Consider the following 24,869-nt stretch of genomic DNA (forward strand, 5'->3'; position numbering starts at 1 on the left):
CGGCGCGCGGTCGCAGATACGGCAGTAAACGATTACTAAGTCGCCGCCCGGCTGGCGGTGGTGGACTGACCGCCTATATCGAACGCGATCAGAGCCGCCGACCCACGAGGTTGTAAGGAAACCTGCGGCGGCGCTTAAGAAATCCTCGATGGACCGGGGCGCCGCCGTAGGGAAGATTCCTCTCTCGTCGAAGCAAGCAGCGACATACGCGACGTACGACAGGAGCCGTGGCCTTGAAGGCGCTGGTCAAGGAGAAGGCAGAGCCGGGACTCCGGCTGATGGACGTGCCGGAGCCGGTCATCGGCCACGGCGACGTCCTGATCAAGGTGCTCCGCACCGGGATCTGCGGAACGGATCTGCACATCCGGGACTGGGACGGCTGGGCGCAGCAGGCGGTCGCCGCGCCGCTGGTGGTCGGGCACGAGTTCGTCGGCGAGGTCGTGGAGACCGGCCGTGACGTCGTGGACATCAAGGCCGGCGACCAGGTCAGCGGCGAAGGCCACCTGGTCTGCGGCAAGTGCCGCAACTGCCTGGCCGGGCGCCGCCACCTGTGCCGCGCCACGGTGGGTCTCGGCGTCGGGCGGGACGGGGCCTTCGCGGAGTACGTCGCGCTGCCCGCGAGCAACGTATGGGTGCACCGTGTCCCTGTCGACCTCGACGTGGCCGCGATCTTCGACCCCTTCGGCAACGCCGTGCACACCGCCCTGTCCTTCCCGCTGGTCGGCGAGGACGTACTGATCACCGGCGCCGGACCGATCGGCCTGATGGCGGCGGCCGTGGCCCGGCACGCCGGGGCCCGCAACGTCGTGATCACCGACGTCAGCGAGGAGCGCCTGGAGCTGGCCCGCAAGGTGGGCGTCAGCCTCGCCCTGAACGTGGCGGACTCGACGATCGCCGACGGCCAGCGCGAAATGGGGCTGCGCGAAGGGTTCGACGTCGGCCTGGAGATGTCCGGCAACCCGCGCGCGATGCGCGACATGGTCGCCAACATGACCCACGGCGGCAAGATCGCCATGCTCGGCCTGCCGGCCGAGGAGTTCCCCGTCGACTGGTCGCGGATCGTCACCTCGATGATCACGATCAAGGGCATCTACGGCCGCGAGATGTTCGAGACCTGGTACGCGATGTCCGTGCTGCTCGAAGGCGGCCTCGACCTGGCCCCCGTCATCACGGGCCGCTACGGCCACAACGACTTCGAGGCGGCCTTCGACGACGCGGCGAGCGGCCGCGGCGGCAAGGTCATCCTCGACTGGACCTCCTGACCCTCCCCGGCTCACCGAAGGCCGACTGACGGCCCACTACCGGCCCATCACCGGCCCACCTCTGAAGGAATCCCGCATGTTCGACTCCGTACGCGAAGACCTCCAGGCCACGCTCGACGAGATCACCGCCGCGGGGCTGCACAAGCCCGAGCGCGTCATCGGCACCCCGCAGTCCGCCACGGTCGCCGTCACCTCCGGGGGCCGCCCCGGCGAGGTCCTCAACTTCTGCGCCAACAACTACCTCGGCCTCGCCGACCACCCCGAGGTCGTCGCCGCCGCGCACGAGGCCCTGGACCGCTGGGGCTACGGCATGGCCTCCGTCCGCTTCATCTGCGGTACGCAGGAGGTGCACAAGGAGCTGGAGGCGCGGCTCTCCGCCTTCCTCGGCCAGGAGGACACGATCCTCTACTCCTCCTGCTTCGACGCCAACGGCGGTGTCTTCGAGACGCTCCTCGGCCCCGAGGACGCGGTGATCTCCGACGCCCTCAACCACGCCTCGATCATCGACGGCATCCGCCTGTCCAAGGCGCGCCGCTTCCGGTACGCGAACCGTGATCTCGCGGACCTGGAGCAGCAGTTGAAGGAGGCGACCGGTGCGCGGCGGCGGCTCATCGTCACCGACGGCGTCTTCTCCATGGACGGGTACGTCGCCCCGCTCGCGGACATCTGTGACCTCGCCGACCGGTACGACGCCATGGTCATGGTCGACGACTCGCACGCCGTCGGCTTCGTCGGCCCCGGTGGCCGAGGCACTCCCGAACTGCATGGCGTCATGGACCGCGTCGACATCATCACGGGTACGTTGGGCAAGGCGCTCGGCGGCGCCTCCGGCGGCTACGTCGCGGCCCGCGCGGAGATCGTCGCGCTGCTGCGCCAGCGCTCGCGCCCCTACCTCTTCTCGAACACGCTCGCCCCGGTGATCGCGGCGGCCTCCCTGAAGGTCCTCGACCTCCTGGAGTCCGCGGGCGACCTGCGCGAGCGGCTCGCCGCGAACACGGCGCTCTTCCGCTCGCGGATGACCGAGGAGGGCTTCGACATCCTGCCGGGCGACCACGCCATCGCCCCGGTCATGATCGGCGACGCGGCCGTCGCGGGGCGCATGGCCGAGCTGCTCCTGGAGCGGGGCGTGTACGTGATCGGCTTCTCGTACCCGGTGGTGCCGCAGGGCGCGGCCCGCATCCGCGTACAGCTGTCCGCGGCGCACTCGACGGAGGACGTGAACCGCGCGGTGGACGCCTTCGTGGCGGCGCGCGCGGAGCTGGGGGAGCCGGGCGGGGCCTGACGGCGTCGGTGGCCTGCCCCTACCCCTACGCCACGCCTCCCCCCCACGCCACGCCTACGCCTGCGCCGCGTCGTAGGCGTGGCGGGCCGCTTCCACGCTCGCCAAGTGGACGTCCGACCAATCGGTGAGCGCCGCGAACACCGGGCCGAGCGACCGCCCGAGCGCGGTGATCTCGTACTCCACCCGGGGCGGGATCTCCGCGTGGTAGGTGCGTGTGACGAGCCCGTCCCGTTCCAGCTGACGCAGCCGCTGGGTGAGCACCTTCGGGGTGATCTCGGGCAGCCGCCGCTGGACCTCGACGAACCGCTGCCGGCCGTGTTCCTTGAGCACCCACAGGATCGGCGTCGACCACCGGCTGAAGACCAGGTCCACCACCGGGCTGATCGGGCACGCCTGGACGGGATCGGGGCGCGACGTCATACGGCCTCCATAGAGCCAGTACCTGCCTGCTGGGGAGTCACTATCTTCTAGGAACCTACTATCCCGCGGCTGTTAGCTTCCGTGGCGGATGCCGGGCCGTCCGGCACCGGCACAAGGAGGAACACGCCATGAGCACGCTTTCCCTGCCCCGCCGCGCCGGTGAACGCCCCCCGACCGGCCCTTCCGTTCCCCACGTCCAGCTCGGCCAGAACAGCCCGGACGCGCTGCGGGAGCGGTTGAAGGAGTGGATGACCGGCCATCTGCACGGCGCCGTCATCCGGCCCAGCGAGATCTCGGAGCCGGGAGCGCTGGCCTTCTTCCTCGGCGACACCACGCCCCTCTCGCCCGGCGCGGTGCTGCTGCCGCCCCGTCTGAACGCCGAGTTCGCCCACGTCCACACCGACGGCAGCCTCCACCTGGCGCTGTCGAGCGAGGACCAGCGGGAAGTCATCGAAAAGGGCTGGGGCGAGCGCCATCCCCTCTACTCGCCCACCGTCAATGTGGTGATGCTCTACGGCCCCCGCACCGACGAGGAACTGGCGAGCGCCCAAGCGGTCGTCGCGGCGTCCTATCGCTACGCCTCGGGTGACGAGCTCGCGCCGCGGCTCAGCCGGTCAGCGCCCCGGTGATCTGGCGGGTGGTCTGCGCGGCGACCCGGCGGTCGGTGGCGGCGTAGGAGGTGTAGGCGTTGAGGCCGGTGGCCAGTGCCCAGCCGCGGCCCCGGAGCCATGTGGCGTCGTCCACGCCGAGCGCGGCGCGGAACACGGCCCGGCTTTCGGCCGACATCAGGGTGAAGGCGATGGTCAGGTCGCAGGCCGGGTCGCCCACGCCGAGCTCGCCGAAGTCGATGACCGCGCTGAGACGTCCGTCGACGGTCAGCAGATTGCCGGTGTGGAAGTCACCGTGGAACCAAACCGGGTGCCGGTCCCACGCGGGGGCGGCGAGGGCGGCGTCCCACAGCCCGGTCATCGCCGCGCCGTCGAACACGCCGTCGACCTCCGCGATGGCGGCCCGTGTGTCGTGATCGCGGTCGGCGAGGCGGTTGACGGTGAGCGCCTCGCGGGCACCTCCGCTCCCCGAGCCCTCGGTCCCGCACCCCTGAAGAGCCTTGAGGAACCGCGCCAGTTGAACGGCGGCGCCCGGCGAGCCGCCCAGCGTCTCCGTGGTCGCCACCTCGCCGTCCAGCCAGCGGGTCACCGCCCACGGCCAGGGGTAACCGAAGCCGGGCTTTCCCACCCCCACCGGTTCGGGGACGGCCAGCGGCAGATGCGGGGCGAGCCGGGGGAGCCACGTGAACTCCTTCTCGGCCTGCCTGATGGCCCCCGAATGCCGGGGCAGCCGGACGGACAGCTCATCGCCGAGACGGTAGATCACGTGATCCGAGCCGGCCGGGCCGAGCCGCTCGAGCGGCAGTCCGGCCCACTGCGGGAACTGCGCTTCGACCAGTCGCCCGGCCAGAGCCGCGTCGATCATCGGACGGCGGTCGTTTCCGGCGGATGCGGTGCTCTCGGTCGGCAAGTGGGCTCCTCGTCGTGGTCACCCGCTCGTGCGGGGCGGCAGGCGGGCGTCTGGGTGTACTGAACGGAGACGTTGATTGAGGGCAGAACGTTCCGATCGGCGCTCACGAAGCTGGGGTTGAGTGCCTTTCAGCCAGGTCTCTGGCGAGCTGACTGATGCGTTCGCGGGCTGTCTCTGGGGTGAGTACCTCGATGTGGTCGCCGAACTGGAGGAGCTGACGCACTGACTCGATGTCGGGGTAGCGGACGACGACGGTGCACCAGCCGTTCTCCGGGTCGGAGATATCGTGGATGCGGTTGCCGAGGATGCGCCATGCCAGGTCGAGGCCATTTTCTGGCAGACGGACGGTCACGCTCACGCGACCTTGCCCCTCGGTACCTTCCTTCAATGCGGTCCATCTGGTGCGGAGGGTTTCGCCTGGTCGGAGAGCAGCGGGCGCGTCGAGTTGTTCGTAGGACGAGAGTCGTTCCAGAGCGAACAGTCGACCGTCCCCCTGGTCATCGGCGATGAGATACCAGCGGCCTGATTTCGCCACGATCCCGTACGGGTCGACCACCCGCGTTGAGGCCTGATTCTCGGCGCTGCGCCGGTACTGGATTCGCAGCCGTCGTCGGCGTCGCAGGGCCGAGGCCAGATCCGATACGTCGACCGCTGCCTTTGAGTCAGCAAACCACGCGGTGCTGTCCACCAGCACCAGGTCCGCCAGTTGCAGCAGGCTCGGCGACCCAGGTGCTACAGCCTGCCGGGCGGCTATCTTGCGCGCGGCCGACTCCCACACCGCAGACAGGCCCATACGCTCAAGTTGCGCGCTGTCCAAACCGGCTACGGAGAGGGCCTCCAGCTCTGGCGGTTCCAGATGGGATGCGTTGAGCCTTGCACTGGGGAGCAAGACGATCCCGCCGTTCCGCCCGCGTTCGGCATAGACAGGCACACCTGCTGTCGAGAGCGCCTCGACATCCCGCAGTACGGTCCGCCGAGACACTCCCAGACGCTCGGCGAGATCGGTGGTGGTGATGCGCTGACGGGTCTGCAGGAGCAGCAAGAGGTGCAACAGCCTCGAAGCCTTCATGCTGACTGATGTTCGCAGAAAAGGTGACAGGTTCTGTCGTGATGAGGCGATCACCTGGAGCGGTATCGAGACTTCAACGATCTGAGGAGCGCTCTATGCCCGCACCCAACCTGTTCCTGATCGGCGTCCGCGACGCCGAGGCCGCTACCGCCTTCTACAGCGACCTGTTCGAGATCGAACCGACCTTCATCAGTCCCCACTACGTAGCTTTCGAGGTTGCCCCCGGTGTCCTGTTCGCGCTGTGGACGGGCTACGGCGAGCAAGCGGTCCCGAGCACCCCTCGCACAAGCGAAGTCGGGCTGATGGTCTCCGGAGCAGCGACTGCGATTGACGAGATCTTCACGAGTTGGGTCTCGAAGGGAGTCCATGTCGTGGAGGAGCCGCACGACGCTGTCTTCGGCCGCACGTTTGTGATCACCGACTCCGACGGCAATCTCATCCGAGTCTCCCCGGTGGACTGATCTGCACGCCCCCTACCCACACGTCTAGTTGTCGACGGGCCGGCCACACGCGATGGTCGGCCCTTCAGTCTGTCCAGGAGCTCAGAAATGTCACATCCGGCCGGCGCTACGTCGGCCGCCGCCAAGGCGAGAAGCACCGCGTCGCGACTCCGGACGGCCGTGACCGCAGTCGGCGTGCTGCATCGCGCGGTGGAGTGGTTCGCCGAGCACGGCGTCACCATCGAGAGGGTGCTCTCGGACAACGGAGGCGCCTACCGGTCCTACGTGTGGCGCGACACGTGCGACGCCCTCTCGATCACGCCGAAGTTCACACGCCCTTACCGTCCGCAGACCAACGGCAAGGTCGAGCGCTTCCACCGCACCATGGCCGACGGCTGGGCCTACGCCCGCTGCTACACCAGCGAGCAACAACGCCGAGACGCTCTGCCACCGTGGCTGCACCAGTATGACCAGCACCGTCCGCACACCGCTTGCGGCAACCAGCCCCACCGTTTTTCACCGGGGCGCCGGAAGCCCGGCGAGACCGGTGGTGCGGGGGAGCCCGGCGGTTTGGGAGAATCGGCCGCATGATCGAAGCGCGGCGGCTGCACATTCTCCGTGCGGTGGCCGACCACCGCACGGTCACGGCCGCTGCCGCCGCGCTGTACCTCACCCCGTCCGCCGTGTCCCAGCAGCTCACGGCCCTGGAGCAGGAGACCGGCCACCGCCTGGTCGACCGCTCGGCGCGCGGCGTACGCCTGACGGCCGCCGGAGAGATCCTGCTCACGCACACCAACGCGGTCCTCGCCCAGCTGGAGCGGGCTGAGGCCGAGCTCGCCGCGTACAGCTCCGGTGAGGCGGGGACGGTCACCGTCGCGTCCTTCGCCACGGGGATCGGCCTGGTCGTCGGCCCGGCCCTGGCCCGCCTCGCCGACACCGCGCCCGGCATCAGGGTGCGCGTCCAGGACGCGGAGGGCGACGCCAGCCTCCCGATGGTGCTCGACCGGCAGGTCGATGTCGCGGTGGCCGTGGAGTACCGCGGCGCGCCGGGCGCGGACGACCCCAGGCTGACGCGCGTCCCCCTCTACGCGGAGCCCTTCGACGCGGTGCTCCCCCTCGGCCACCGGCTCGCCGAGGCCGACCGGGTCCCGCTGGCCGAGCTGGCCAAGGACGCCTGGATCGGCCCCTTCGTCGGCAACCCCTGCCACGACGTCGTCGTCCTCGCCTGCGAGCAGGCCGGCTTTCAGCCGGTGCTTGAGCACTGGTCGGACGACTTCCGCGCGGTGGTGGCGCTCGCCTCGGCCGGGGCGGGCGTCGCCCTCGTACCGCGTTCGGCGCTGCGCGGCATGGACGTGTCGGGCGCGGTGGTGCGTCCGGTGGAGGGCGCGGCCCCGACGCGCAGGGTGTTCGCGGCCGTGCGGTGCGGGGCGGAAGGCCATCCCCTGATCCGCCCGGTCCTGGCGGCGCTCGGAGAAGCCGCGGCGAGCTGAGGCGCTCGACGCCTTCCGCCTCCGGCGTTCCTCCTCCGGCGCTCCGGCCGCTCCCGTCACAGGCCGACCCTCCGCCGCTCCCGTCCCCCGACGCACACGAAACCCAACTCCGACCTATTGATCGGCCGGCGACGCGCTCACCAAGACCTTCCCGATCTTCCTGGAGAAGAACGGCATGGACGTCGAGGACGTCACCGTCCAGAACACCGACCCCGCGGGCAAGATCGCCGCGGTGATCTCCGGCAAGACGGACGCCCTGCTCGGCTACGCGAGCGACCAGGGGCCCACGATGCGGCACAAGGCGGAGAAGGACGTCTCGTATCTGCGGTTCTCCGAACACGGCCTGAACTTCTACTCCAACGGCCTGATCGCCGGTGCCAGGACCCTCCAGGGCCGGGGTGACCTCGCGCGGCGGATGGCCGCGGCCGTCAGCGAGGCGTGGGCCGCCGCGGAGAAGAGCCCGGGGCCCGCGGTCGCGGCCATGGAGGGCGCCTCCGAGCAACTCCCGCCGAAGGACGTGCTGTCCGAGCAGTTCAAGACGACCCTGACGCTGCTGCACACCGAGGCCACCGAGGGCAAGGCGCCCGGTGTCAACACGGAGGCGGACTGGAAGCGGACCATCGAGATCTTCTCCGAGGCGGGCCTGGTCAAGAACCCCAAGTCCGTGACGGAGTACTGGGATGCGGCCAACGGCGTCAAGGACTCCCATGGTGAGCACTCCGAAGGTGAGAAGGGGGCCAAGGGGTGAACGCTCCTGACGAAACGGCGTCGCTCGTGCGGGCCCCGGCCTCCCCGGGCCGCACGCCCGCCGTGCGGATCGACGACGTCGCCGTCCGCTTCCGTACGAAGAAGAAGGACGTCACCGCGCTGCGCGACGTCTCGCTCGACGTCGCCACCGGCGAGTTCACGGCGATCGTAGGGCCGTCGGGCTGCGGCAAGTCCACGCTGCTCAAGCTCGTCGCGGGGCTGCTCGCGCCGTCGGCGGGCGAGGTGCTCCTCGGCGGTGAGCGGGTGCGGGGGCCGCGGCGCGACATCGGATACGTCTTCCAGCGCGCCGCCCTGCTGGACTGGCGCTCGGCCCGGCGCAACATCCTGCTCCAGGCGGAGATGCGGAAGATCCCCGCGGACCGGGCACGCGCGCGTACCGACGAACTGATCCGCATGACCGGGCTCGGCGGTTTCGAGGACGCGTACCCGCACGAGCTGTCCGGCGGCATGCAGCAGCGCGTGGCGCTGTGCCGGGCGCTGCTGCACGAGCCGCCCGTGCTGCTGATGGACGAGCCGTTCGGCGCGCTCGACGCGCTCACGCGCGAGCAGATGAACGTGGAGCTGAACCGCATCTGGCGCCGGACCGGCACCACGGTGCTCCTGGTGACGCATTCGATCACCGAGGCCGCCTATCTCGCGGACCGTGTCGTGGTGATGAGCCCGCGCCCCGGCACGATCACGGAGACCGTCGAGGTCGGTCTGCCCGCGGAGAGGGAGTACGCGGGCACGCTCGCGTCCGCCGCTTTCCGGGCCGCGACCGGGCGGATCAGGGCACTTCTGGGGGCGGTCCCGGTCGACGACTGAGAGCTGGAACACACTTGCCCGTCATCTCATATGCGGGATAGCGTGCCAGATATGGAACACGAAGGAGTCGATGCGCGCCTGGCCGCCCGGCTGTCCGAACTGCGCGCCGAACGCGGCTGGTCCCTGGGCGAGTTGGCCGAACTGAGCGGGATCAGCCGCTCCACCCTGTCCCGGGCCGAGCGCGCGGAGATCAGCCCCACCGCCGCCCTCCTCAACCGCCTCTGTGCCGTCTACGAACGGACCATGTCGCAGCTCCTGAGCGAGGTCGAGGCCGAGCCCGCACAGCTGGTGCGCGCCGTCGACCAGGCGGTCTGGGCGGACGACGACGCGGGGTTCATGCGCTGGGCGGTGTCTCCGCCGCACATCGGGATGCGCGCCGAGCTGGTCGAGGGCCGACTTCAGCCGGGCGCCGACATCGCCTACGACCGGCCGCCCGTGTCCGGCCTGGAGCAGCACATCTGGGTGCTCGAAGGCGGCCTGGAGGTCACGGTGCAGGGGGAGGCGCACGCTCTGCGCACCGGCGACTGCCTGCGGTTCCGTCTGTGGGGCGCGTCGCGCTTCCGCTGCCTGGGGGAGCAGGCCGTGCGGTACGCGCTCGTGGTGGTGAAGCCGTGAGGGCGGGCTCGGCCGCCACCGGCCGGGACGTCGTCACCCGCCTCGACGCCGCCCGGCTCCTGGACTGCGCGGACAGCCTGGCCGGCCTGCTCGTCGACACCGTGCGGGGCGGCGCCTCGCTCGGTTTCCTCGCCGGTCTGGACCGCGCCGAGGCGGGCGCCTGGTGGCGCGGGCTCGCCGGAGCGGTCGAGTCCGGCGGCCTCGCGGTCTGGGCCGCCCATGACGGCACGAGGGTCACCGGTACCGTCGGCGTCGCCTTCGTCGACAAGCCGAACGGCCGCCACCGCGCGGAGATCATCAAGCTGATGGTGCACCCCTCCGCGCGCGGTCGGGGCCTCGCCCGCGCCCTCCTGGCCACCGCCGAGGAGGCAGCGGCGGACGCGGGCGTCACCCTGCTCGTCCTCGACACGGAGACCGGCAGCCCGGCCGAGTCTCTCTACGGCGGGGCGGGCTGGGTCCGGGCGGGGACCATCCCCGACTACGCGACGGACCCGGCCGGGACCCCGCACCCGACGACGCTCTTCTACGAGCGGCTCACGTGAACGCCCGGCCCGGCAAGCCGCCCGGCATCCGCCGCCTGGCGGCCCCCGGCCCCGCAGCCGCCGTGAGGGCCGCGCCTCAGTACCGCAGCGCCGCCAAGTAGCCGTAGCTGTCGCGTGCCGTCGCGAACGGATCCGCCGGGCTGTCGTGCTCGACCAGCCACTGCCGGACGCCGCCCACGCGCGCGTGGGCGAACATCGCGGCGAAGTCGAGCGTCCCCGAACCCACGTCGGCGAAGCCCCCGTCGGCCGCCATGTCCTTTACGTGCAGCGCGGGGAAACGGCGCGGGTGGCGCCGGAAGTACGTGCCGGGATCCGAGCCGCCCCTCACCGCCCAGTACACGTCCAGTTCGAAGCCGACCAGCTCCGGATCGGTCTCCGTGACGAGGATGTCGTACAGGCTGACGCCGTCGACCACCATGTGGTCCGTGCCGTGGTTGTGGAAGAGGACCGGCCCGAGCCCCGCCTCGCGTGAGGCACGGCCGATCCGGTTGAACCGCCGTGCCGCCTCCCGGAACCCGCCCGGCGTGTGCAGCGCGCCCGGCAGGCTCGGCACCACGGGCCACCGGGCGCCCAGGGTGTGCAGATCGTCGAGGGCCCTGGTCAGCCCGTCACCGGTGAGCGTGGCGTACGGGACGTGCTCCAGGACCGCGCGCAGGCCCGCCGCGTCCAGCATCCGCCGGATGCCGGCGGCGTCGTACCCGTGCCGTCCGCTGACGCCCACCGTCGCGTACCCGATCTCCGCGAGCTGCTCCAGCGTGCCCGTGAAGTCCCGCGCCAGGGCGTCGCGCATCGTGTACAGGTGCATGCCGATGCCGCCGCGCGGAATGCGGCGCCGGCGGCCCGGCGCCTCCTCGGCCGACGCCGGCAGTGCCCCACCGACCGCTGCCGCGAGCCCCAGCGACATACCCAAGGGGGTCAATGGGTCGGAAAGGGCGGACGCGGAGCCGGTTCGGCGAGTGATCCGCATGAGGCGCCGCACGTGGGGGAGGCTCAGCCGCAGGAACCACCACCCAAGGGAGCCCGCGCGATGCCCGACCGGCCCGACGACGACACCACCACCCCCAGCGCCACCCACACCGCGGGGCTGCTCAACGCGGCGGACGGCGTGCCCGTCGCCACGTACACCTGGCTGCCCGCCGACGGCAGGCCGCGCGCCTACGTCCAGATCGCGCACGGCGCCGCCGAACACGCCCTGCGCTACGACCGCTTCGCCCGCCACCTGACCGCGCACGGCTACGGCGTGGTGGCCTCCGACCACCGGGGCCACGGCGCCACCGCGCAGGCCACCGGCGGCTACGGGGTGACCTCCGGAGCCGACGGCGCCTCGGACGCCGACAGCTGGCGGGCGATCGTCGACGACCTCAAGGCCATCGGCGACCAGGTCCGCACCCTGCATCCCGGAGTGCCGTTCTTCCTCCTGGGGCACAGCCTCGGCTCGATGCTGGCGCGGGACTACGCCCAGGAGTACGCGGATGGCCTCGCGGGCGTGATCCTCTCGGGCACGTTCCGCTCGCTGCCCGGAGCCGAGCTCGACGGAGCGATCGCCCGCCTGGAGCGCGAGGTCGCCGAGCGGGGGCGCGCCGCGATCTCCTCGTACGTCCCCGACCTCTTCGCCTCGTTCAACGACCCGTACCCCCGCCGCACGGGCTTCGAGTGGCTCTCCAGGGACGAGGCCGAGGTGGACGCGTACGTCGCCGACGAACGCTGCGGGTTCGCCTTCTCCGCGGGCCTCTGCCTGGACTGGGTGCGCGCCGTGCGCAAGATCAACGACCCGCGCAACCTCGCGCGCGTGCCCGTGGATCTGCCGATCCACGTCGCGGTCGGCGAGCAGGACCCCTGCAACCAGCGGATGACGCTGGTCCACGAACTCCTGGAGGACTTCCGGTACGTGGGCGTGGAGGACCTGACGTGGAAGGGCTACCCCGACGCGCGCCACGAGATCCTCAACGAGACCAACCGGGACGAGGTCCAGGAGGATCTCACGGTGTGGCTGGACAAGCGGGTGCTGTGAGGCCTCCTGTCAGTGGCGTTGGCTACGGTTCATGCCATGTCGAAGTCCAGATCCCGGGCCCGCGTCACCTCCGATGACGTGCGCCGCATCGCCCTCGCCCTGCCGGACACGGTGGAGAAGATCGCGTGGAGCATGCCCACGTTCCGTGTCTCCGGAAAGATGTTCGTGACGGTTCCGGACGACGAGACGTCGATCGCGGTGCGCTGCCCGAAGGTCGAGCGGGACGAACTGGTCCTCGCCGAGCCGGACAAGTTCTGGGTCGCCGCGCACGAGGCGAGCTCCGCCTGGGTCCGGGTGCGCCTCGCGGCGCTGGACAAGGAGGAGCTCACCGACATCCTGGCCGACTCCTGGCGCCAGGCAGCACCGCCCCGACTCCTCGAAGAGCACCCCGAGTTGGGGCTCCCTGCCCCGGAGTGAAACCGCGCCCGCACCTCACGGCGTACGGGTGAGTGCCCCCTCGCCCAGGAAGCCGCTGATCCGCTCGCGCAGCGACCCCGCGTCGAGGCCGTGGGCGGCCAGATGCTCCTCGACCTGACCGTAACGACGCAGCTCGCGGCGGCTCACGCCCAGGCCGAGCACGCGGTGCGGCAGGTCGGCGAGCGCGTCGTTCACCGCGCCGGTCGACGTGCCGGCGAGGTACGGCTCGACGACCACGATGTCGGCGGAGTGAGCGGCTCCGGCGGCCCGGCGCAGCGCCTGCTCGTCGAAGGGCCGCACGGTGGTGGCGTAGAGCACACTCACATCGAGCCCCTCCGTCGCGGCCAGCACCTCGTCGAGGAGCGGCCCGACGGCGACCACCACACCCCCGCGCCCTTCGCGCACGGTGAGGAACCGCTCACCGTCCACGGGCAGCGCCCGCGCGTTGGACTGCACGGACAGGCGTACGTACACCTTGTCGTCGCCCGCCGCGACGGCGTGCCGCAGCAGCGTCTCGGCCTCGTCGGGGTGGCCCGGCACGTGCACGGTCCAGCCGTCGAGGGTGTCGAGCAGCGCGACGTCGCCGGGCGACATGTGCGTGAAGCCCCCGGCGGGCCAGTCGAAGGACGCGGCGGCGCTCACGAGGACGCCGCCGAGGCCCTGGTGTCCGAAGTCGAGCTTGATCTGTTCGAAGGGCCGCTCCACCAGGAAGCTCGCGAAGGTGTGCACCACGGGCCGCAGCCCGGCGAGCGCGAGCCCGGCACCCGCCCCGACGAGCAGCTGTTCCCTGATCCCGACGTTGATCACCCGGTCCGGGTGCCTGTGCATCGCCCCTTCGAAGGCATCCTTGCCGATCTCGGCGAGAACGACGGCGACGCGCGGATCCTCGTCCAGCAGCCGCGAGACGACGGGGGCGAAGCGGTCACGCATGGTGTCCATGACAGAACGGTCCTTCCGGAGTTACGGGGGGTGGGTAAGGGGAGTGGGTGAGCAAGGGGACGTCGGTCGACTCACTTGCTCTTGGGCTCGCCCGAGAACTCCTTGGGCTCGACCCGGGCGACCACCACGCGCGGCCGGCCCGGATGCGGCGCGGTGAAGGCCGCGTACAGCGCGTCGTGGTCCCGCCCGTCGACCGTCTCGGTGGACCACCCGGCGGCCTCGAAGCGGGCGGCGATCCCGCCGGGCCTGGCGTAGCTCGCCGAGGCGTTGTCGATCACCAGGGCGTGCAGCTGTTCGAGGGCGGCCGGTCCCGCGTAGGCGACTGCCTCGTGATTGCTGCCCTCGTCCATCTCCGCGTCCCCGACGAGCACCCATACGCGCGGCTCGGTGAGGCCCTGCGCCTTCAGGCCGAGCGCCGTCCCCACGGCGATCGGCAGCCCGTGCCCGAGGGACCCGCTGCCGATCTCGGCCCCGGGCACCAGCACCCGGTCCGGATGGTGGCCGAGCGGCGAGTCGTACGCCCCGAAGCCCTCCAGCCACTCGACGGGCAGGAACCCCTTGGCGGCGAGGACGGCGTAGTAGGCCATGGGCCCGTGCCCCTTGGACAGCAGGAACCGGTCACGGGCCGGGTCGTCGGCCCGCTCCGGCGTGACGTGGAGCACGCGGTCGTAGAGCACCCAGAGGGCGTCCAGTGTCGAGGTCGCGGCGGGCCCGTGCTTCTCGTCCCCGGTCATCAGCCCCATGAGGCGGGGCAGGTCCGCGTATCCGTACGTGGGTTCCGTGGTCGTCGTCATGCGAAGAAGCGTGCGACCTCAACCGCACTTGAGGTCAAGGGGTGGCCCCGGAAGGAAAGGGGTGAGCGATCACCGGTCGGAGTGCGGTATTGTTTCCGTGCGCGTTCGGCCAGGGGAAACCCCAGGTCACACGGGCAACGGGACGTGGCGCAGCTTGGTAGCGCACTTGACTGGGGGTCAAGGGGTCGCAGGTTCAAATCCTGTCGTCCCGACTCGAAAGAGTCGCAGGTCAGGGGCCGTTTCAGAGCAATCTGAAACGGCCCTTTGATCGTTCTTGGGGACCATTCGGGGACCACCGGGGACCAACCGGCCTCAAGGCCCTCGGCGCCGGTCTCGGAGGCGACCTGGCCGGCCCGGCGGTGCCTACCTCGGGCCGCCCACCAGCCCCGTCTCGTAGGCGGTGATGACCAGCTGGACCCGGTCGCGCGCGTCGAGCTTGGCCAGCAGCCGGGTCACATAGGTCTTCGCCGTGGCCACGCTGATGCTCAGCTCGGCGGCGATCTCCGTGTTGGACAGCCCGCTGCCCACCAGCGTCAGAACCTCGTGCTCGCGGTCGGTGATGCTGCCCAGTACGCGCGCGGGCGTGGCCGTCGCCGCCGGGCGCAGCGCGAACTCCTTGATCAGCCGCCGCGTCACGGCCGGCGCGATCAGGCCGTCGCCCGCCGCCACGACCCGGATCGCGGCCAGGATGTCGTCCAGCGCCATGTCCTTCACGAGGAAACCCGACGCCCCGGCGCGCAGCGCACCGTATACGTAGTCGTCCTCGTCGAATGTCGTCAGCACGATCACCTGCGGGCCGTCGGCTCCCTCCGTGATGCGCCGCGTCGCCTCGATGCCGTCCATACCGGGCATCCGGATGTCCATCACCACGACGTCGGGCCGTTCGGCCGCGACCAGCCGGACCGCCTCCTCGCCCGTCCCGGCCTGGCCGACGACCTCCAGGTCGGGCGCTTGGGCGATCACCATCTCCAGGGCGGTGCGCACCAGGGGCTGGTCGTCGACGAGTACGACACGGACGGTCATCGGGCTCCTGAGGTCGCGGTGCTCGGCAGGGGAAGACGGGCGGTGACCAGGAAGCCGCCGCCGGGGCGCGGCGCCGCGCTGAACTCCCCGTGCAGCAGGGCGACTCGCTCGCGCATCCCCGCGAGACCGTATCCCATTCCGGATGTCGAGCCGTCTCCCCGGCCACGGTCGGCGACCTCGATGGCGAGATCACCGGCGCGGTAGTCGACGGTCACCCGGCACACGTCGGCGCCGCGCGCGTGGCGTACGACGTTGGTCACCGACTCCTGGATGATCCGGAACGCGGAGAGGTCGATCTCCGGTGGCAGCGGCCTGTGTTCACCGAGCCGGCGCACCTCCACGCGCACCCCGGCCGCCGCCGTCGTGGTCTCGGCGAGCCGGTCCACGTCAGCGAGCCCCGCCACGGGAGCGAGCGGTGCCCCGGCGGCGTCCCCCTCGCCGTCCGCCAAATCCGCCTCGCGCAGGCTGCCGAGCATCCGCCGCAGCCCCGACAGGGTCTCCCGGCCCGCGCTCTCCACGGCGAGCATCGCCTCGCGCGCGCTCTGCGGCCGGGAGTCGACCACCCGGGCCGCCGCACCGGCCTGGAAGGCGATGATGCCGATACTGTGGGCCACGATGTCGTGCAACTCCCGCGCGATCCGCAGCCGTTCGGCGGCCACCGCGCGTCCGGCCGCCTGCGCCGCGAGTTGTGCGCGCAGCTTCTCGGCGTAATCACGGGACTGATGCACGGAGTTGCCCACGAGCCAGGCGATGACGACGGTCAGCGCCACATACGGCTCCGACGGCGTCCCGCCCTCCTCTCCGTACAGCAGCCGCCCGGTCAGGCAGAGCGCGAGGACGGCGAGCGCCGCCCCGGCGAACGGGAGCGAGGAGCGGCGCGGGCGCGTGGCGGCGACGTAGGCGAGGGCCACGTCGACGGAGAGGAACTGCGGGGGCGGGATCTCCCACTGCCGCCACGCCGCCGTGAAGGCGCCCGCCCCGGCGAGCAGCAGCGCGAACCCGGGCCAGGGGCGGTGCACGAGCAGTGCGCAGCCGGACAGGGCGAGGACCGCGGACAGGGCCAGGAACAGCTGCCCCCACAGGGACGCCAGAGCACCGCTCGGCCCGGCCGTCGCACCGGCCGCGATGGACGGCGACAGGAACAGCGGGTACAGCGCCGCCGCGCACCAGGCGGCGCCCGTCCAGACACCCGGCGGGATCCGCTTCAGCGGCGAGAGACGGGGAGTGACCAGCATGCCGCCGATGGTAACCGGGCGCTGTGGGGCGGGGATCGGACCACGGTTGTACAACCCAGGTCGACAGGAGCGCCCGCAGAGTGTCCACGGTGGTCCGATGACGCCCGGGGTGGCCCGGGGCCACGATGAACCACATGATCGAAGTCAACGAACTCACGAAGCGCTACGGTCCGAAGGCCGCCGTCAGTGACCTGAGTTTCACCGTGCGCCCGGGCCATGTCACCGGATTCCTGGGGCCCAACGGCGCCGGCAAGAGCACGACCCTGCGCATGATGCTCGGGCTGCACCGCCCCACCAGCGGCAGCGTCACCATCGACGGCCGCCCCTTCGCGGACCGCCCCCGCGGCATGCGCCACGTCGGGGCACTGCTCGACGCGCACGACGTCCACGGCGGCCGCACCGCCCGGGCGCACCTGACCGCCCTCACCGTCAGCAACCGCCTCCCGCGCCGCCGGGTCGGCGAGGTGCTGGATGAGGTCGGCCTCGGTGACGCGGGCGGGCGCCGTATCGGCGGCTTCTCGCTCGGTATGAAGCAGCGCCTCGGCATCGCCACCGCCCTGCTCGGCGACCCGCCGGTGCTGCTCTTCGACGAGCCGCTCAACGGGCTCGACCCAGAAGGCGTGAAGTGGGTGCGCGGTCTGTTCCACCGGCTCGCCGCCGAGGGGCGCACCGTGTTCGTCTCCAGCCACCTGATGTCGGAGATGGAGAACACCGCCGACTTCCTCGTCGTCATCGGCAGGGGCCGGCTCATCGCGGCCGAGAGCCTGAAGGACTTCGCCGCGCGCGGTACCCGCCAGAGCGTCAGCGTGCGCACGCCCGACGTCGCGGTGCTGCACACCGTCCTCACCGACGAGGGCGCCCACGTCGAGCCCCATGCCGACAACTCCCTGACGGTGACCGGCCTGAGCGCCTCACGCATCGGCGACCTGGCCTTCCAGAACATGGTCCCGGTGCACGAACTGACCCCGCACGCCGCTTCGCTGGAAGCGGCCTTCATGGAACTCACCGCCGACAGCGTCGAATACGCCGCAGGAGACACCCGATGAGCGTGACCGCCACTCCCCCCACCGCGTCGTCCGTGCGGTCCCGCGACACGACCGAGCCCCGTGCCCGCTTCGTCGACCTCGTCGCCGCCGAGTGGATCAAGCTTTGGTCGCTGCGTTCGACCCTCTGGTCGTTCCTGGGCGGCACGCTGGCCATCATCGGCTTCAACGTGTTCACCGCGTACAACGACTACAGCAACTGGCCCGGCTGGAGCGCCCAGCAGAAAGCCGAGTTCATGCCCAACTGGGCGATGCTCGACGCGTTCACCGACGCCGCCGTGCTGTGCCTGATGCTCACCGCCAGCGCGATGGGCGCCCTCACCGTCGTCGGCGAGTACAGCACCGGACTGATCCGTACGACGTTCACCGCCGTCCCCGCCCGCCGCTCGGTGATGGCCGCGAAGGTCATCGTCGTCACGCTGGTGACGACCGGGCTCGGCCTCGTCGCCGCCGGCGGCTCCTTCTGGCTGACCCAGGCCATCCTGTCCGGACGCGACACCGGCCTCTCGATCGGCGACGCGGGCGTCGTGCCCGCCCTCCTCGCCTCCGCCCTGATCGCCCCGGTCGCCGCGCTCGTCGGCATGGCGATCGGCGCGCTCGTACGGGCCAGCGCCGCCACCATGGGCGTGAGCTTCGCCGTGCTGCTGCTCGTCCCGATGGCCGTGAGCGACGACCACCACGGTACGGCCGTCGTCGACCACCTGCTGCCCTACAGCGCCTGGGCACGGCTCGCCCAGGTCGTCGAGAAGCCCGTGCACTTCCCGTGGTCGGAGGGCGGGGCATGGGCCGTGTACGCGGCGTGGGGCCTCGTCTCCGCCGTGATCACCGTGGTCGCGGTAGAGCGCCGGGACCAGTAGCCCACGCGTCACACGGAAAGCCGCCGTCGGAGATCCGACGGCGGCTTCGTCGTTTTTCGCGCACTCCTCCCGCGCCTCTTTCCGGGCCCTTTCGCGCGCCCCTTCTTTTCAAGAGGTTGCGCGACAGCAGTTGAACAGGTGCCCATTTCGGCAGGGGTTCCTAGGATGGGCGCACTCAAGATCATCGCGTACACCACGAGTCGTACGCGCATGCGCGAACGGGCGGTCAGATCCCGCTGGGCACGCTCCCTCTTCCCCCTTCTTCTCCCTCGCGGAGGCATCGTGCACCGCTGCCCTGATGAAACAGACGAACCCGACGTCTTCCGACGGCTCACCGACATGTTCTCGTCCGGCTCGGTCTCGTACCGGATGATTCCCCACGAGCCCGAGGGCTCCACAGAGGCTGCCAGCAGACTGCGAAGACATCCCCTGCAACAGGCCGCCAAATCCATCGTCGTACGGGTGGCCACGGGCAAGCGCTCACGGCGCTACGTGCTCGCGGTGGTCCCCGGCGACCGCCGCGTCGACCTGGCGGCGCTGGCCGAACGCTACGGCGGGCGGGAGGCGTCGTTCGCCGACCGGGCGGTCGCCGAGCGACTGGCCGGCAGCGTCAGCGGGTCCATCACGCCGTTCGCCTTCTCGTCCGAACTGGATCTCCTCGTCGACGAGAACCTGCTCGTCCACGAGGAGATCTACTTCAACGCCGGTCGGCTCGACCTGTCCGTCGCCCTGTCCGTGTCCGACTACCTCGACCTGGCGGAACCGACCGTCGCGCCGATAGCCGTGTGACGACGCGGCCGAACCAGAGAGAAAGGCGATGGCCCGCCGTGGCCGGCCGTTCAACCGCACCGAGTCAGCGGTTGAACGCCGGTACGAGCGGGCCATCGCCTTTCGTACGTGTTCAGACCGGCCGGTATTGAGCCATGAGACGCCCCCGGGGCATTCTGCTGCGGCAGGGCGTGCCGTGAACCGAGCATTCCCCGCCCTGCGTTTTTCCCCTTGTCATTTTCACGGTCCGCGGTTGCGTCATGGGTAATTGGCGCGTGCGCCCCGGGCGGTCCAATTTCTTCGGTTTTCCTGGAGGGAACGCGCACATGGCTGACGAGCAGCTGTATCTGCGGTCGAAAGCAATCATCGAGCCGCTCGTGGACAGGTTCTTCGCCTGGCCCTACACGATCGCGCCCGTACAGGCGGCGATGAACCTGGCCTTTCTCCAGGTACCGCTGCTCGAGTCCTACCTGCAGTCGCCGCAGGTACACGTCGCGGCCAGCAACAACCCGGAACTGCGCGGCGGTTACTTCATCAACATCCCGGAGGAGCGCGCCGACGAGGTCCGCGACCTGCTCGCCGCGATCAAGCGCGACCGGGCCGACATGCTCAGGTTCGCCGAGGCGATCGCCGCGGGCCAGGAGATCCTGCGCGCCAACGCCACCGGCTTCGACCTCACCCCGCTCTACCCCAAGCTTCCCGCCGAGCTCGGCGGCCTGGTCGAGCTCGCGTACGACACCGACAACCAGGCTCAGATGCGCTTCATGGAGCCGGTCGTCTACAAGAGCGCCGTCTACCAGGAGGCCCGCCAGTCGGTGCAGCTGTCGATGGAGACGGGCATCGAGCGCCCGTTCATCCTCAGCACCCCGCGTCTTCCCTCGCCCGACGTCCTGGAGCTGGACATCCCGTTCCGCCACGAGGGCCTCGCGGAGCTCTTCAAGGCCCGCGTGCACCCGACGACGCTGGCGCACCTGCGCGACGCGCTCGGCCTCGACGATGCCCAGGCGAAGCAGCTGCGTACCCTGCTCACCGACAAGCCGAGCCTCTCCGAGGACCGCCACATCGACAGCGGCGGCCGCATCCGCTACTTCGGCCACGCCTGCCTCGTCCTGCAGACACCCGAAGCGGCCATCGTCACCGACCCGTTCATCAGCGCGGACAGCGACAAGACCGACCGGTACACGCTGGACGACCTGCCCGACTACATCGATCTCGTCCTGATCACGCACGGCCACCAGGACCACATCGTCCTCGAGACGCTGCTCCAGCTGCGCGGCCGCCTCGGCGCGATCGTCGTCCCGCGCTCCTCGCGCGGCAACCTGGCCGACCCGTCGATGGCCCTGATGCTTCGTAACCAGGGCTTCCACGTCATCGAGGTCGACGACTTCGACGAAGTGGAGTTCCCCGGCGGCAAGATCACCGCGACGCCGTTCCTCGGCGAGCACTGCGACCTGGACATCCGCGCGAAGTCGACGTACTGGGCGGAGCTGGCCGGAAGGAAGATCTTTATCGGAGCCGACTCCTCCGGCATCGAGCCGAACCTCTACCGCTACGTGAAGAACCACCTGGGCCGCGCCGACATGGCCTTCCTCGGCATGGAGTGCGACGGCGCCCCGCTGACCTGGCTCTATCAGGCCCTGCTCACCATCCCGGTCACCAAGAAGATGAGCAACTCCCGCAAGCTGTCCGGCTCCAACGCCGAGCAGGCCGCCGCGATCATGACCGAGCTGGGCGCCGGTGAGGCGTACGTCTACGCGATGGGCGAGGAGGACTGGCTCGGCCACGTCATGGCCACGACGTACACGGAGGACACCTACCAGATCAAGCAGATCGAGGAGTTCCTGACCTGGTGCAAGGACCGCGACATCAAGGCCGGCCACCTCTTCAAGCAGCAGGAGTGGCGCTGGTAGCCGCTGCCTGACCACGCAAGTGACAACCCCAGGGCGGGGACCCGGACGCCGCACCGCGCGGCTCGGGTGCCCCGCCCCCGGCAAACAGGAGGTTCCCCCCGTGGTTGCGCATGACATGGCTTACGTGGAGCTGTTCACCAGGGACAAGCTCGCTGCCGTCGACTACTTCGAGTCCGCCATGGGCTTCACGCGCGTCGCCGACTCCGTGGAGGTCGACCGCAGCTCCATCCTGCTCAGACAGGGCGACGCCCAGATCGTCGTCACCTCAGGACGGGGCCTGTGGAAGTTCCTGGACGAACACGGTGACGGCATCGCCGACATCGCCATGACCTGCGACGATGTGGCCGCGACGCGAGACGCGGCCCTCCTCGCGGGCGCCGAGCCGGTCGCCTCCCCGCATGGCAGCACCGTCGTGTCCGGCTTCGGCGACGTGGTGCACACGCTCGTCCCCGCCACCGGCGGCCCCGCCGACCGCATGCCCCCCGGCCGCACCTGGAGACCCGCTGGGCGCGCCGCTCGCCCGCAGGGACGGATCCGGCTCCTCGACCACATCGCGGTCTGTCTCCAGGGCGGCTCGCTCGACGGGTACGCGGACCGCTACCGCGAGGCGTTCGGTTTCTCGCGCTTCTACTCCGAGTACGTCTCCGTCGGCGGCCAGGCCATGGACTCCGTGGTCGTACGCAGCGCGACGGGCGGCGTCACCTTCACCCTCGTCGCGCCGGACCCGGGCAAGGAACCCGGCCAGCTCGACGCGTTCCTCGAGCGCAACGGCGGCCCCGGGGTCCAGCACCTGGCGTTCCTCGTCGACGACATCATCCCCGCCGTACGGGAGTTCAAGGACCGCGGCATCGACTTCCTGACCACCCCGGACACGTACTACGACGTGCTCGTCGAGCGGTTCGAGCAGCTGCGCGGCATCGTCGACGAGTTGCGGGACACTCAGGTGCTCGCCGACCGCGACGAGTGGGGGCACCTGCTCCAGCTCTTCAGCCGGTCCCCGTACGAGCGCAACACGCTCTTCTTCGAGCTGATCCAGCGCCAGGGCTCGCGCGGCTTCGGCAGCTCCAACATCCGTGCGCTCTACGAAGCGGTGGAGCGCGAGCGGCTGACCGCCGGATGAGCGCCACGGACCCCGCAGCCGTACGCCCGCACGCCCTGGCCGACTACGCGGCCAGGGCGCGTCCGGCCTTCGAGCCCGACGTGTGGGACTTCCTGGAGGGCGGCGCGGGCGATGAACGCACCCTCGCCGCCAACCTCGCGGCCTTCGACCGGGTGTCGCTGCGGCCCCGGGTGCTGGCCGGACGCGGTACGCCCGACACCAAGACCGAGATACTCGGCCGTGGTTGGGCCGCCCCGCTCGCGGTCGCGCCGATGGCCTACCACACCCTGGCCCACCCCGACGGTGAGAACGCCACCGCGCGCGGCGCGGGCGCGGCCGGGGTGCCGCTCGTCGTGAGCACCTTCGCGAGCCGTACCTTCGAGGACATCGCGGCCGAAGCCCGGGGCCCGCTGTGGCTCCAGGTGTACTGCTTCCGCGATCGGACCGTCACGCGGCGGCTGGTCGAACGGGCCGAACGGGCGGGCATCGAGGCCCTCGTGCTCACCGTGGACACCCCGCGCCTGGGACGGCGGCTGCGTGACGTGCGCAACGGCTTCCGGCTGCCCGAGGGCATCGGACCCGCCAACCTGGACGGGACCGGCTCCGACTTCACCTCGCCGAGCGCGCACGCCGCCACCGAGTTCGACCCGGCGCTCGACTGGTCGGTGATCTCCTGGCTGCGGTCGGTCAGTTCGCTGCCGGTCCTGGTCAAGGGGATCCTCGCCCCGGACGACGCCCGGCGCGCGCTGGCGGCGGGCGTCGACGGCATCGTGGTGTCCAACCACGGCGGCCGCCAGCTCGACGGCGCCCCGGCCACCCTCGACGTCCTGCCGGAGATCGCGGCGGCCGTCGCCGGAGCGTGCCCGCTCCTCGTCGACGGCGGCGTCCGGCGCGGCGCGGACGTGCTCACGGCCCTCGCGCTCGGCGCCGACGCCGTGCTCATCGGCCGACCCGTCATGCACGGCCTTGCCGTGGCCGGGGACCGCGGCGTCGAGGACGTCCTGGCCCTCGTCACCGAGGAGCTGACGGAGGCGATGGCGCTCACCGGCACCGGCTCGGTCCGCGAGGCCGGACCCGAACTCGTCGGCGGACCGGAACTCGTCGGCGGACACGCCGTGCCTGCCCGCACGGTCCGCGCTCCCGGCCCCTCGGCCCTGCGCCGGGAGGACCTGCACGGCAGCGTCTCGGACCCGGTGCTGGACACGATGAACTTCCTCAACGAGATCACCACCCGCTACCCCGACGCGGTCTCCTTCGCGCCGGGGCGTCCCTACGACGGCTTCTTCGACACCGAGCAGATCTTCACGTACCTGCGCCGCTACATCGGCCACCTGGAGGCGCAGGGCGCCACACCCGCGCGGGTTCGCTCCGCGCTGTTCCAGTACGGACCGGCCGCCGGCCAGATCCGCGAGCTGATCGCCGACTCACTGCGCGAGGACGAGGACATCGACGTCCCTCCGGAGGCGGTCGTGGTCACCGTCGGCGCTCAGGAGGCCATGCTCCTCGCCATCCGGGCGCTGATCCGGGGCCCCGAGGACGTCCTGCTCGTCTCCAGCCCCTGTTACGTCGGGATCACCGGCGCGGCCCGGCTGCTCGACATCCACCCGACCGCGGTCGCCGAGGCCGAGGGCGGGTTCCGCTGCGCCGACCTGGCCGCCGCGATCCGCGCCGAGCGGGCCCGAGGGCGCCGCCCCCGCGCCTTCTACGTCATCCCCGACCACTCCAACCCCTCCGGCACGACGATGCCGCTGGAGACCCGGCGCGAACTGCTCGAACTGGCCGCTCACGAGGACATCCTCCTCATCGAGGACAGCCCATACCGGCTGGTCAGCCCCGGTCGGCAGCTGCCGACCCTCAAGTTCCTCGACCGGGCGCACCGGGTCCTGCACGTGGGCTCCCTGTCCAAGACGCTCTTCCCCGGGGCCCGTGTGGGCTTCGCGGTCGCGGACCAGCCCGTCACCGACGCGTCGGGCCGGACAGGCCTGCTCGCCGAGGAACTCACCAAGATCAAATCCATGGTGACGGTGAACACCTCACCGCTCAGCCAGGCTGTCGTGGCCGGCATGCTGCTCACCGTGGACGGCCGCGCCTCGGACCTCACCAAGGCCACCGCCGCGTACTACGGCGACGCGATGCGGGTCACCCTCCAGGCACTGGAGTCGGCCTTCCCCTACAGCCGGCGCGCCGCGCTCGGCGTGAGCTGGAACGAGCCGAGCGGAGGCTTCTTCCTCTCCGTCACCGTCCCGTTCCGCGCGGACAACGACGCGCTCACGCGTGCGGCGGAGGAGTTCGGGGTCATCTGGACCCCGATGTCGTACTTCTATCCCGAGGGAGGCGGCGAGAACAGTCTCCGGCTGTCCGTCAGCTATCTCACGCATGATCAGATCGAGGACGGCATCGCACGCCTGGCGCGCTTCGTCAGCCACGAGGCGGCCCGCACCCGGACATGAGCGTGCGGCGGGTGGCGCGGCCCCCCCGGGGCCCCCCCCCCCCCCGCGCCCGGCCGCGCCCCCCCACCACACCCCCGGGCGGCCCCCACCGCGGGGGGCGGCGCCCCCGCCCC

The 24,869-nt window shown here is 71.0% G+C and carries 24 protein-coding genes, 1 tRNA gene and 2 pseudogenes; 19 read left to right on the forward strand and 8 right to left on the reverse strand.

Annotated features, from left to right (window positions below; translation table 11 throughout):
* The first annotated feature begins 233 nt into the window (after window positions 1-233).
* Complete coding sequence (gene tdh / locus ACF062_RS12180; protein WP_392137725.1) at window positions 234-1,262, forward strand: L-threonine 3-dehydrogenase; 1,029 nt, start codon at window positions 234-236, stop codon at window positions 1,260-1,262.
* 76 nt (window positions 1,263-1,338) lie between these two features.
* Complete coding sequence (locus tag ACF062_RS12185; RefSeq protein WP_392137631.1) at window positions 1,339-2,544, forward strand: glycine C-acetyltransferase; 1,206 nt, start codon at window positions 1,339-1,341, stop codon at window positions 2,542-2,544.
* A gap of 54 nt (window positions 2,545-2,598) precedes the next feature.
* On the opposite strand, the gene ACF062_RS12190 is transcribed toward ACF062_RS12185, so the two are convergent.
* Window positions 2,599-2,964 carry a winged helix-turn-helix transcriptional regulator gene (locus ACF062_RS12190; RefSeq protein WP_392137632.1) on the reverse strand — a complete coding sequence of 122 codons (366 nt, stop codon included), beginning with the start codon at window positions 2,962-2,964 and terminating at the stop codon, window positions 2,599-2,601.
* 128 nt (window positions 2,965-3,092) lie between these two features.
* On the opposite strand from ACF062_RS12190, the gene ACF062_RS12195 reads away from it, so the two are divergent.
* Complete coding sequence (locus ACF062_RS12195; protein ID WP_392137633.1) at window positions 3,093-3,593, forward strand: luciferase family protein; 501 nt, start codon at window positions 3,093-3,095, stop codon at window positions 3,591-3,593.
* Here the strand turns inward: ACF062_RS12195 and ACF062_RS12200 are convergent.
* Both ACF062_RS12200 and ACF062_RS12205 read right to left on the reverse strand, forming a co-directional pair.
* The gene (locus ACF062_RS12200) at window positions 3,571-4,437 is read right to left on the reverse strand and encodes an aminoglycoside phosphotransferase family protein (protein ID WP_392137726.1); all 867 of its coding nucleotides are present in this window, start codon (window positions 4,435-4,437) and stop codon (window positions 3,571-3,573) included. The two genes, ACF062_RS12195 and ACF062_RS12200, sit on opposite strands and share 23 nt — an antisense overlap.
* A gap of 148 nt (window positions 4,438-4,585) precedes the next feature.
* Window positions 4,586-5,605: a helix-turn-helix transcriptional regulator gene (locus ACF062_RS12205; protein WP_392137634.1), complete on the reverse strand. Its 1,020-nt coding sequence runs from the start codon at window positions 5,603-5,605 to the stop codon at window positions 4,586-4,588.
* 41 nt (window positions 5,606-5,646) lie between these two features.
* Between ACF062_RS12205 and ACF062_RS12210 the strand changes: the two genes are divergently transcribed.
* The 7 genes and pseudogenes from ACF062_RS12210 (at window position 5,647) to ACF062_RS12240 (ending at window position 10,210) form a co-directional block, all read left to right on the forward strand.
* Window positions 5,647-6,012 carry a VOC family protein gene (locus tag ACF062_RS12210; RefSeq protein ID WP_392137635.1) on the forward strand — a complete coding sequence of 122 codons (366 nt, stop codon included), beginning with the start codon at window positions 5,647-5,649 and terminating at the stop codon, window positions 6,010-6,012.
* Window positions 6,013-6,083: 71 nt separating this feature from the next.
* A pseudogene (locus ACF062_RS12215) lies at window positions 6,084-6,582 on the forward strand (integrase core domain-containing protein); the annotation flags it as partial.
* Window positions 6,579-7,481 carry a LysR family transcriptional regulator gene (locus tag ACF062_RS12220; RefSeq protein ID WP_392137636.1) on the forward strand — a complete coding sequence of 301 codons (903 nt, stop codon included), beginning with the start codon at window positions 6,579-6,581 and terminating at the stop codon, window positions 7,479-7,481. The pseudogene ACF062_RS12215 and the gene ACF062_RS12220, both read left to right, overlap by 4 nt.
* A 121-nt stretch (window positions 7,482-7,602) precedes the next feature.
* A pseudogene (locus ACF062_RS12225) lies at window positions 7,603-8,229 on the forward strand (ABC transporter substrate-binding protein); the annotation flags it as partial.
* The gene (locus ACF062_RS12230; RefSeq protein ID WP_392137637.1) at window positions 8,226-9,053 is read left to right on the forward strand and encodes an ABC transporter ATP-binding protein; all 828 of its coding nucleotides are present in this window, start codon (window positions 8,226-8,228) and stop codon (window positions 9,051-9,053) included. The pseudogene ACF062_RS12225 and the gene ACF062_RS12230, both read left to right, overlap by 4 nt.
* 51 nt (window positions 9,054-9,104) lie before the next feature.
* Window positions 9,105-9,668 (forward strand): helix-turn-helix domain-containing protein, encoded by a 564-nt coding sequence (locus ACF062_RS12235; RefSeq protein WP_392137638.1) that lies wholly within the window; start codon window positions 9,105-9,107, stop codon window positions 9,666-9,668.
* Complete coding sequence (locus ACF062_RS12240) at window positions 9,665-10,210, forward strand: GNAT family N-acetyltransferase (RefSeq protein WP_392137639.1); 546 nt, start codon at window positions 9,665-9,667, stop codon at window positions 10,208-10,210. Before ACF062_RS12235 ends, ACF062_RS12240 begins: the two co-directional genes overlap by 4 nt.
* 76 nt (window positions 10,211-10,286) lie before the next feature.
* On the opposite strand, the gene ACF062_RS12245 is transcribed toward ACF062_RS12240, so the two are convergent.
* Window positions 10,287-11,114: a sugar phosphate isomerase/epimerase family protein gene (locus tag ACF062_RS12245; RefSeq protein ID WP_392137640.1), complete on the reverse strand. Its 828-nt coding sequence runs from the start codon at window positions 11,112-11,114 to the stop codon at window positions 10,287-10,289.
* Between the two features lie 123 nt (window positions 11,115-11,237).
* On the opposite strand from ACF062_RS12245, the gene ACF062_RS12250 reads away from it, so the two are divergent.
* A complete protein-coding gene (locus ACF062_RS12250; protein WP_392137641.1) occupies window positions 11,238-12,221 on the forward strand; it encodes an alpha/beta fold hydrolase in 984 nt (327 codons plus the stop codon).
* A gap of 36 nt (window positions 12,222-12,257) precedes the next feature.
* On the forward strand, window positions 12,258-12,638 hold the full coding sequence (locus ACF062_RS12255) for an MmcQ/YjbR family DNA-binding protein (protein ID WP_223778139.1): 381 nt from the start codon (window positions 12,258-12,260) through the stop codon (window positions 12,636-12,638).
* 15 nt (window positions 12,639-12,653) lie between these two features.
* Here ACF062_RS12255 and ACF062_RS12260 read toward each other — a convergent pair whose 3' ends face one another.
* Window positions 12,654-13,577: a transketolase family protein gene (locus tag ACF062_RS12260; RefSeq protein WP_392137642.1), complete on the reverse strand. Its 924-nt coding sequence runs from the start codon at window positions 13,575-13,577 to the stop codon at window positions 12,654-12,656.
* 71 nt (window positions 13,578-13,648) lie between these two features.
* A complete protein-coding gene (locus ACF062_RS12265) occupies window positions 13,649-14,371 on the reverse strand; it encodes a transketolase (protein WP_392137643.1) in 723 nt (240 codons plus the stop codon).
* A 138-nt stretch (window positions 14,372-14,509) separates the two neighbouring features.
* Here ACF062_RS12265 and ACF062_RS12270 point away from each other — a divergent pair.
* Window positions 14,510-14,583: transfer RNA gene (locus ACF062_RS12270), tRNA-Pro, on the forward strand.
* A gap of 151 nt (window positions 14,584-14,734) precedes the next feature.
* On the opposite strand, the gene ACF062_RS12275 is transcribed toward ACF062_RS12270, so the two are convergent.
* Both ACF062_RS12275 and ACF062_RS12280 read right to left on the reverse strand, forming a co-directional pair.
* The gene (locus ACF062_RS12275; protein ID WP_392137644.1) at window positions 14,735-15,394 is read right to left on the reverse strand and encodes a response regulator; all 660 of its coding nucleotides are present in this window, start codon (window positions 15,392-15,394) and stop codon (window positions 14,735-14,737) included.
* Entirely contained in the window at window positions 15,391-16,629 is a 1,239-nt protein-coding gene (locus ACF062_RS12280; RefSeq protein WP_392137645.1) for a sensor histidine kinase, read from the reverse strand. Before ACF062_RS12280 ends, ACF062_RS12275 begins: the two co-directional genes overlap by 4 nt.
* A 134-nt stretch (window positions 16,630-16,763) precedes the next feature.
* Here ACF062_RS12280 and ACF062_RS12285 point away from each other — a divergent pair, with 134 nt between their 5' ends.
* From ACF062_RS12285 to ACF062_RS12310, 6 genes are all read left to right on the forward strand, one after another.
* The gene (locus tag ACF062_RS12285) at window positions 16,764-17,675 is read left to right on the forward strand and encodes an ABC transporter ATP-binding protein (protein WP_392137646.1); all 912 of its coding nucleotides are present in this window, start codon (window positions 16,764-16,766) and stop codon (window positions 17,673-17,675) included.
* Window positions 17,672-18,529, forward strand: coding sequence for an ABC transporter permease (locus tag ACF062_RS12290; protein ID WP_392137647.1), 858 nt, complete (start codon window positions 17,672-17,674; stop codon window positions 18,527-18,529). Before ACF062_RS12285 ends, ACF062_RS12290 begins: the two co-directional genes overlap by 4 nt.
* A gap of 282 nt (window positions 18,530-18,811) precedes the next feature.
* Complete coding sequence (locus tag ACF062_RS12295) at window positions 18,812-19,318, forward strand: YbaK/EbsC family protein (protein ID WP_392137648.1); 507 nt, start codon at window positions 18,812-18,814, stop codon at window positions 19,316-19,318.
* A 305-nt stretch (window positions 19,319-19,623) separates the two neighbouring features.
* Window positions 19,624-21,207, forward strand: a complete 1,584-nt coding sequence (locus tag ACF062_RS12300; RefSeq protein ID WP_392137649.1) for an MBL fold metallo-hydrolase — start codon at window positions 19,624-19,626, stop codon at window positions 21,205-21,207.
* A gap of 100 nt (window positions 21,208-21,307) precedes the next feature.
* Window positions 21,308-22,327: a 4-hydroxyphenylpyruvate dioxygenase gene (gene hppD, locus ACF062_RS12305; protein ID WP_392137650.1), complete on the forward strand. Its 1,020-nt coding sequence runs from the start codon at window positions 21,308-21,310 to the stop codon at window positions 22,325-22,327.
* Entirely contained in the window at window positions 22,324-24,756 is a 2,433-nt protein-coding gene (locus tag ACF062_RS12310; RefSeq protein ID WP_392137651.1) for an aminotransferase class I/II-fold pyridoxal phosphate-dependent enzyme, read from the forward strand. The genes hppD and ACF062_RS12310 overlap by 4 nt, the downstream gene beginning before the upstream one ends.
* The last annotated feature ends 113 nt before the right edge of the window (window positions 24,757-24,869 follow it).

It is taken from the genome of Streptomyces sp. NPDC015345 (assembly GCF_043078805.1).
Taxonomy (GTDB): domain Bacteria; phylum Actinomycetota; class Actinomycetes; order Streptomycetales; family Streptomycetaceae; genus Streptomyces.

Bases quoted from the DNA above. Each gene is read 5' to 3' on its own strand.
- ACF062_RS12185 (WP_392137631.1), top strand. From the start codon at position 1,339: ATGTTCGACTCCGTACGCGAAGACCTCCAGGCCACGCTCGACGAGATC.
- ACF062_RS12190 (WP_392137632.1), bottom strand. From the start codon at position 2,964: ATGACGTCGCGCCCCGATCCCGTCCAGGCGTGCCCGATCAGCCCGGTG.
- ACF062_RS12195 (WP_392137633.1), top strand. From the start codon at position 3,093: ATGAGCACGCTTTCCCTGCCCCGCCGCGCCGGTGAACGCCCCCCGACC.
- ACF062_RS12200 (WP_392137726.1), bottom strand. From the start codon at position 4,437: ATGATCGACGCGGCTCTGGCCGGGCGACTGGTCGAAGCGCAGTTCCCG.
- ACF062_RS12210 (WP_392137635.1), top strand. From the start codon at position 5,647: ATGCCCGCACCCAACCTGTTCCTGATCGGCGTCCGCGACGCCGAGGCC.
- ACF062_RS12220 (WP_392137636.1), top strand. From the start codon at position 6,579: ATGATCGAAGCGCGGCGGCTGCACATTCTCCGTGCGGTGGCCGACCAC.
- ACF062_RS12235 (WP_392137638.1), top strand. From the start codon at position 9,105: ATGGAACACGAAGGAGTCGATGCGCGCCTGGCCGCCCGGCTGTCCGAA.
- ACF062_RS12245 (WP_392137640.1), bottom strand. From the start codon at position 11,114: ATGTCGCTGGGGCTCGCGGCAGCGGTCGGTGGGGCACTGCCGGCGTCG.
- ACF062_RS12250 (WP_392137641.1), top strand. From the start codon at position 11,238: ATGCCCGACCGGCCCGACGACGACACCACCACCCCCAGCGCCACCCAC.
- ACF062_RS12255 (WP_223778139.1), top strand. From the start codon at position 12,258: ATGTCGAAGTCCAGATCCCGGGCCCGCGTCACCTCCGATGACGTGCGC.
- ACF062_RS12260 (WP_392137642.1), bottom strand. From the start codon at position 13,577: ATGGACACCATGCGTGACCGCTTCGCCCCCGTCGTCTCGCGGCTGCTG.
- ACF062_RS12265 (WP_392137643.1), bottom strand. From the start codon at position 14,371: ATGACGACGACCACGGAACCCACGTACGGATACGCGGACCTGCCCCGC.
- ACF062_RS12275 (WP_392137644.1), bottom strand. From the start codon at position 15,394: ATGACCGTCCGTGTCGTACTCGTCGACGACCAGCCCCTGGTGCGCACC.
- ACF062_RS12280 (WP_392137645.1), bottom strand. From the start codon at position 16,629: ATGCTGGTCACTCCCCGTCTCTCGCCGCTGAAGCGGATCCCGCCGGGT.
- ACF062_RS12285 (WP_392137646.1), top strand. From the start codon at position 16,764: ATGATCGAAGTCAACGAACTCACGAAGCGCTACGGTCCGAAGGCCGCC.
- ACF062_RS12290 (WP_392137647.1), top strand. From the start codon at position 17,672: ATGAGCGTGACCGCCACTCCCCCCACCGCGTCGTCCGTGCGGTCCCGC.
- ACF062_RS12300 (WP_392137649.1), top strand. From the start codon at position 19,624: ATGGCTGACGAGCAGCTGTATCTGCGGTCGAAAGCAATCATCGAGCCG.
- ACF062_RS12310 (WP_392137651.1), top strand. From the start codon at position 22,324: ATGAGCGCCACGGACCCCGCAGCCGTACGCCCGCACGCCCTGGCCGAC.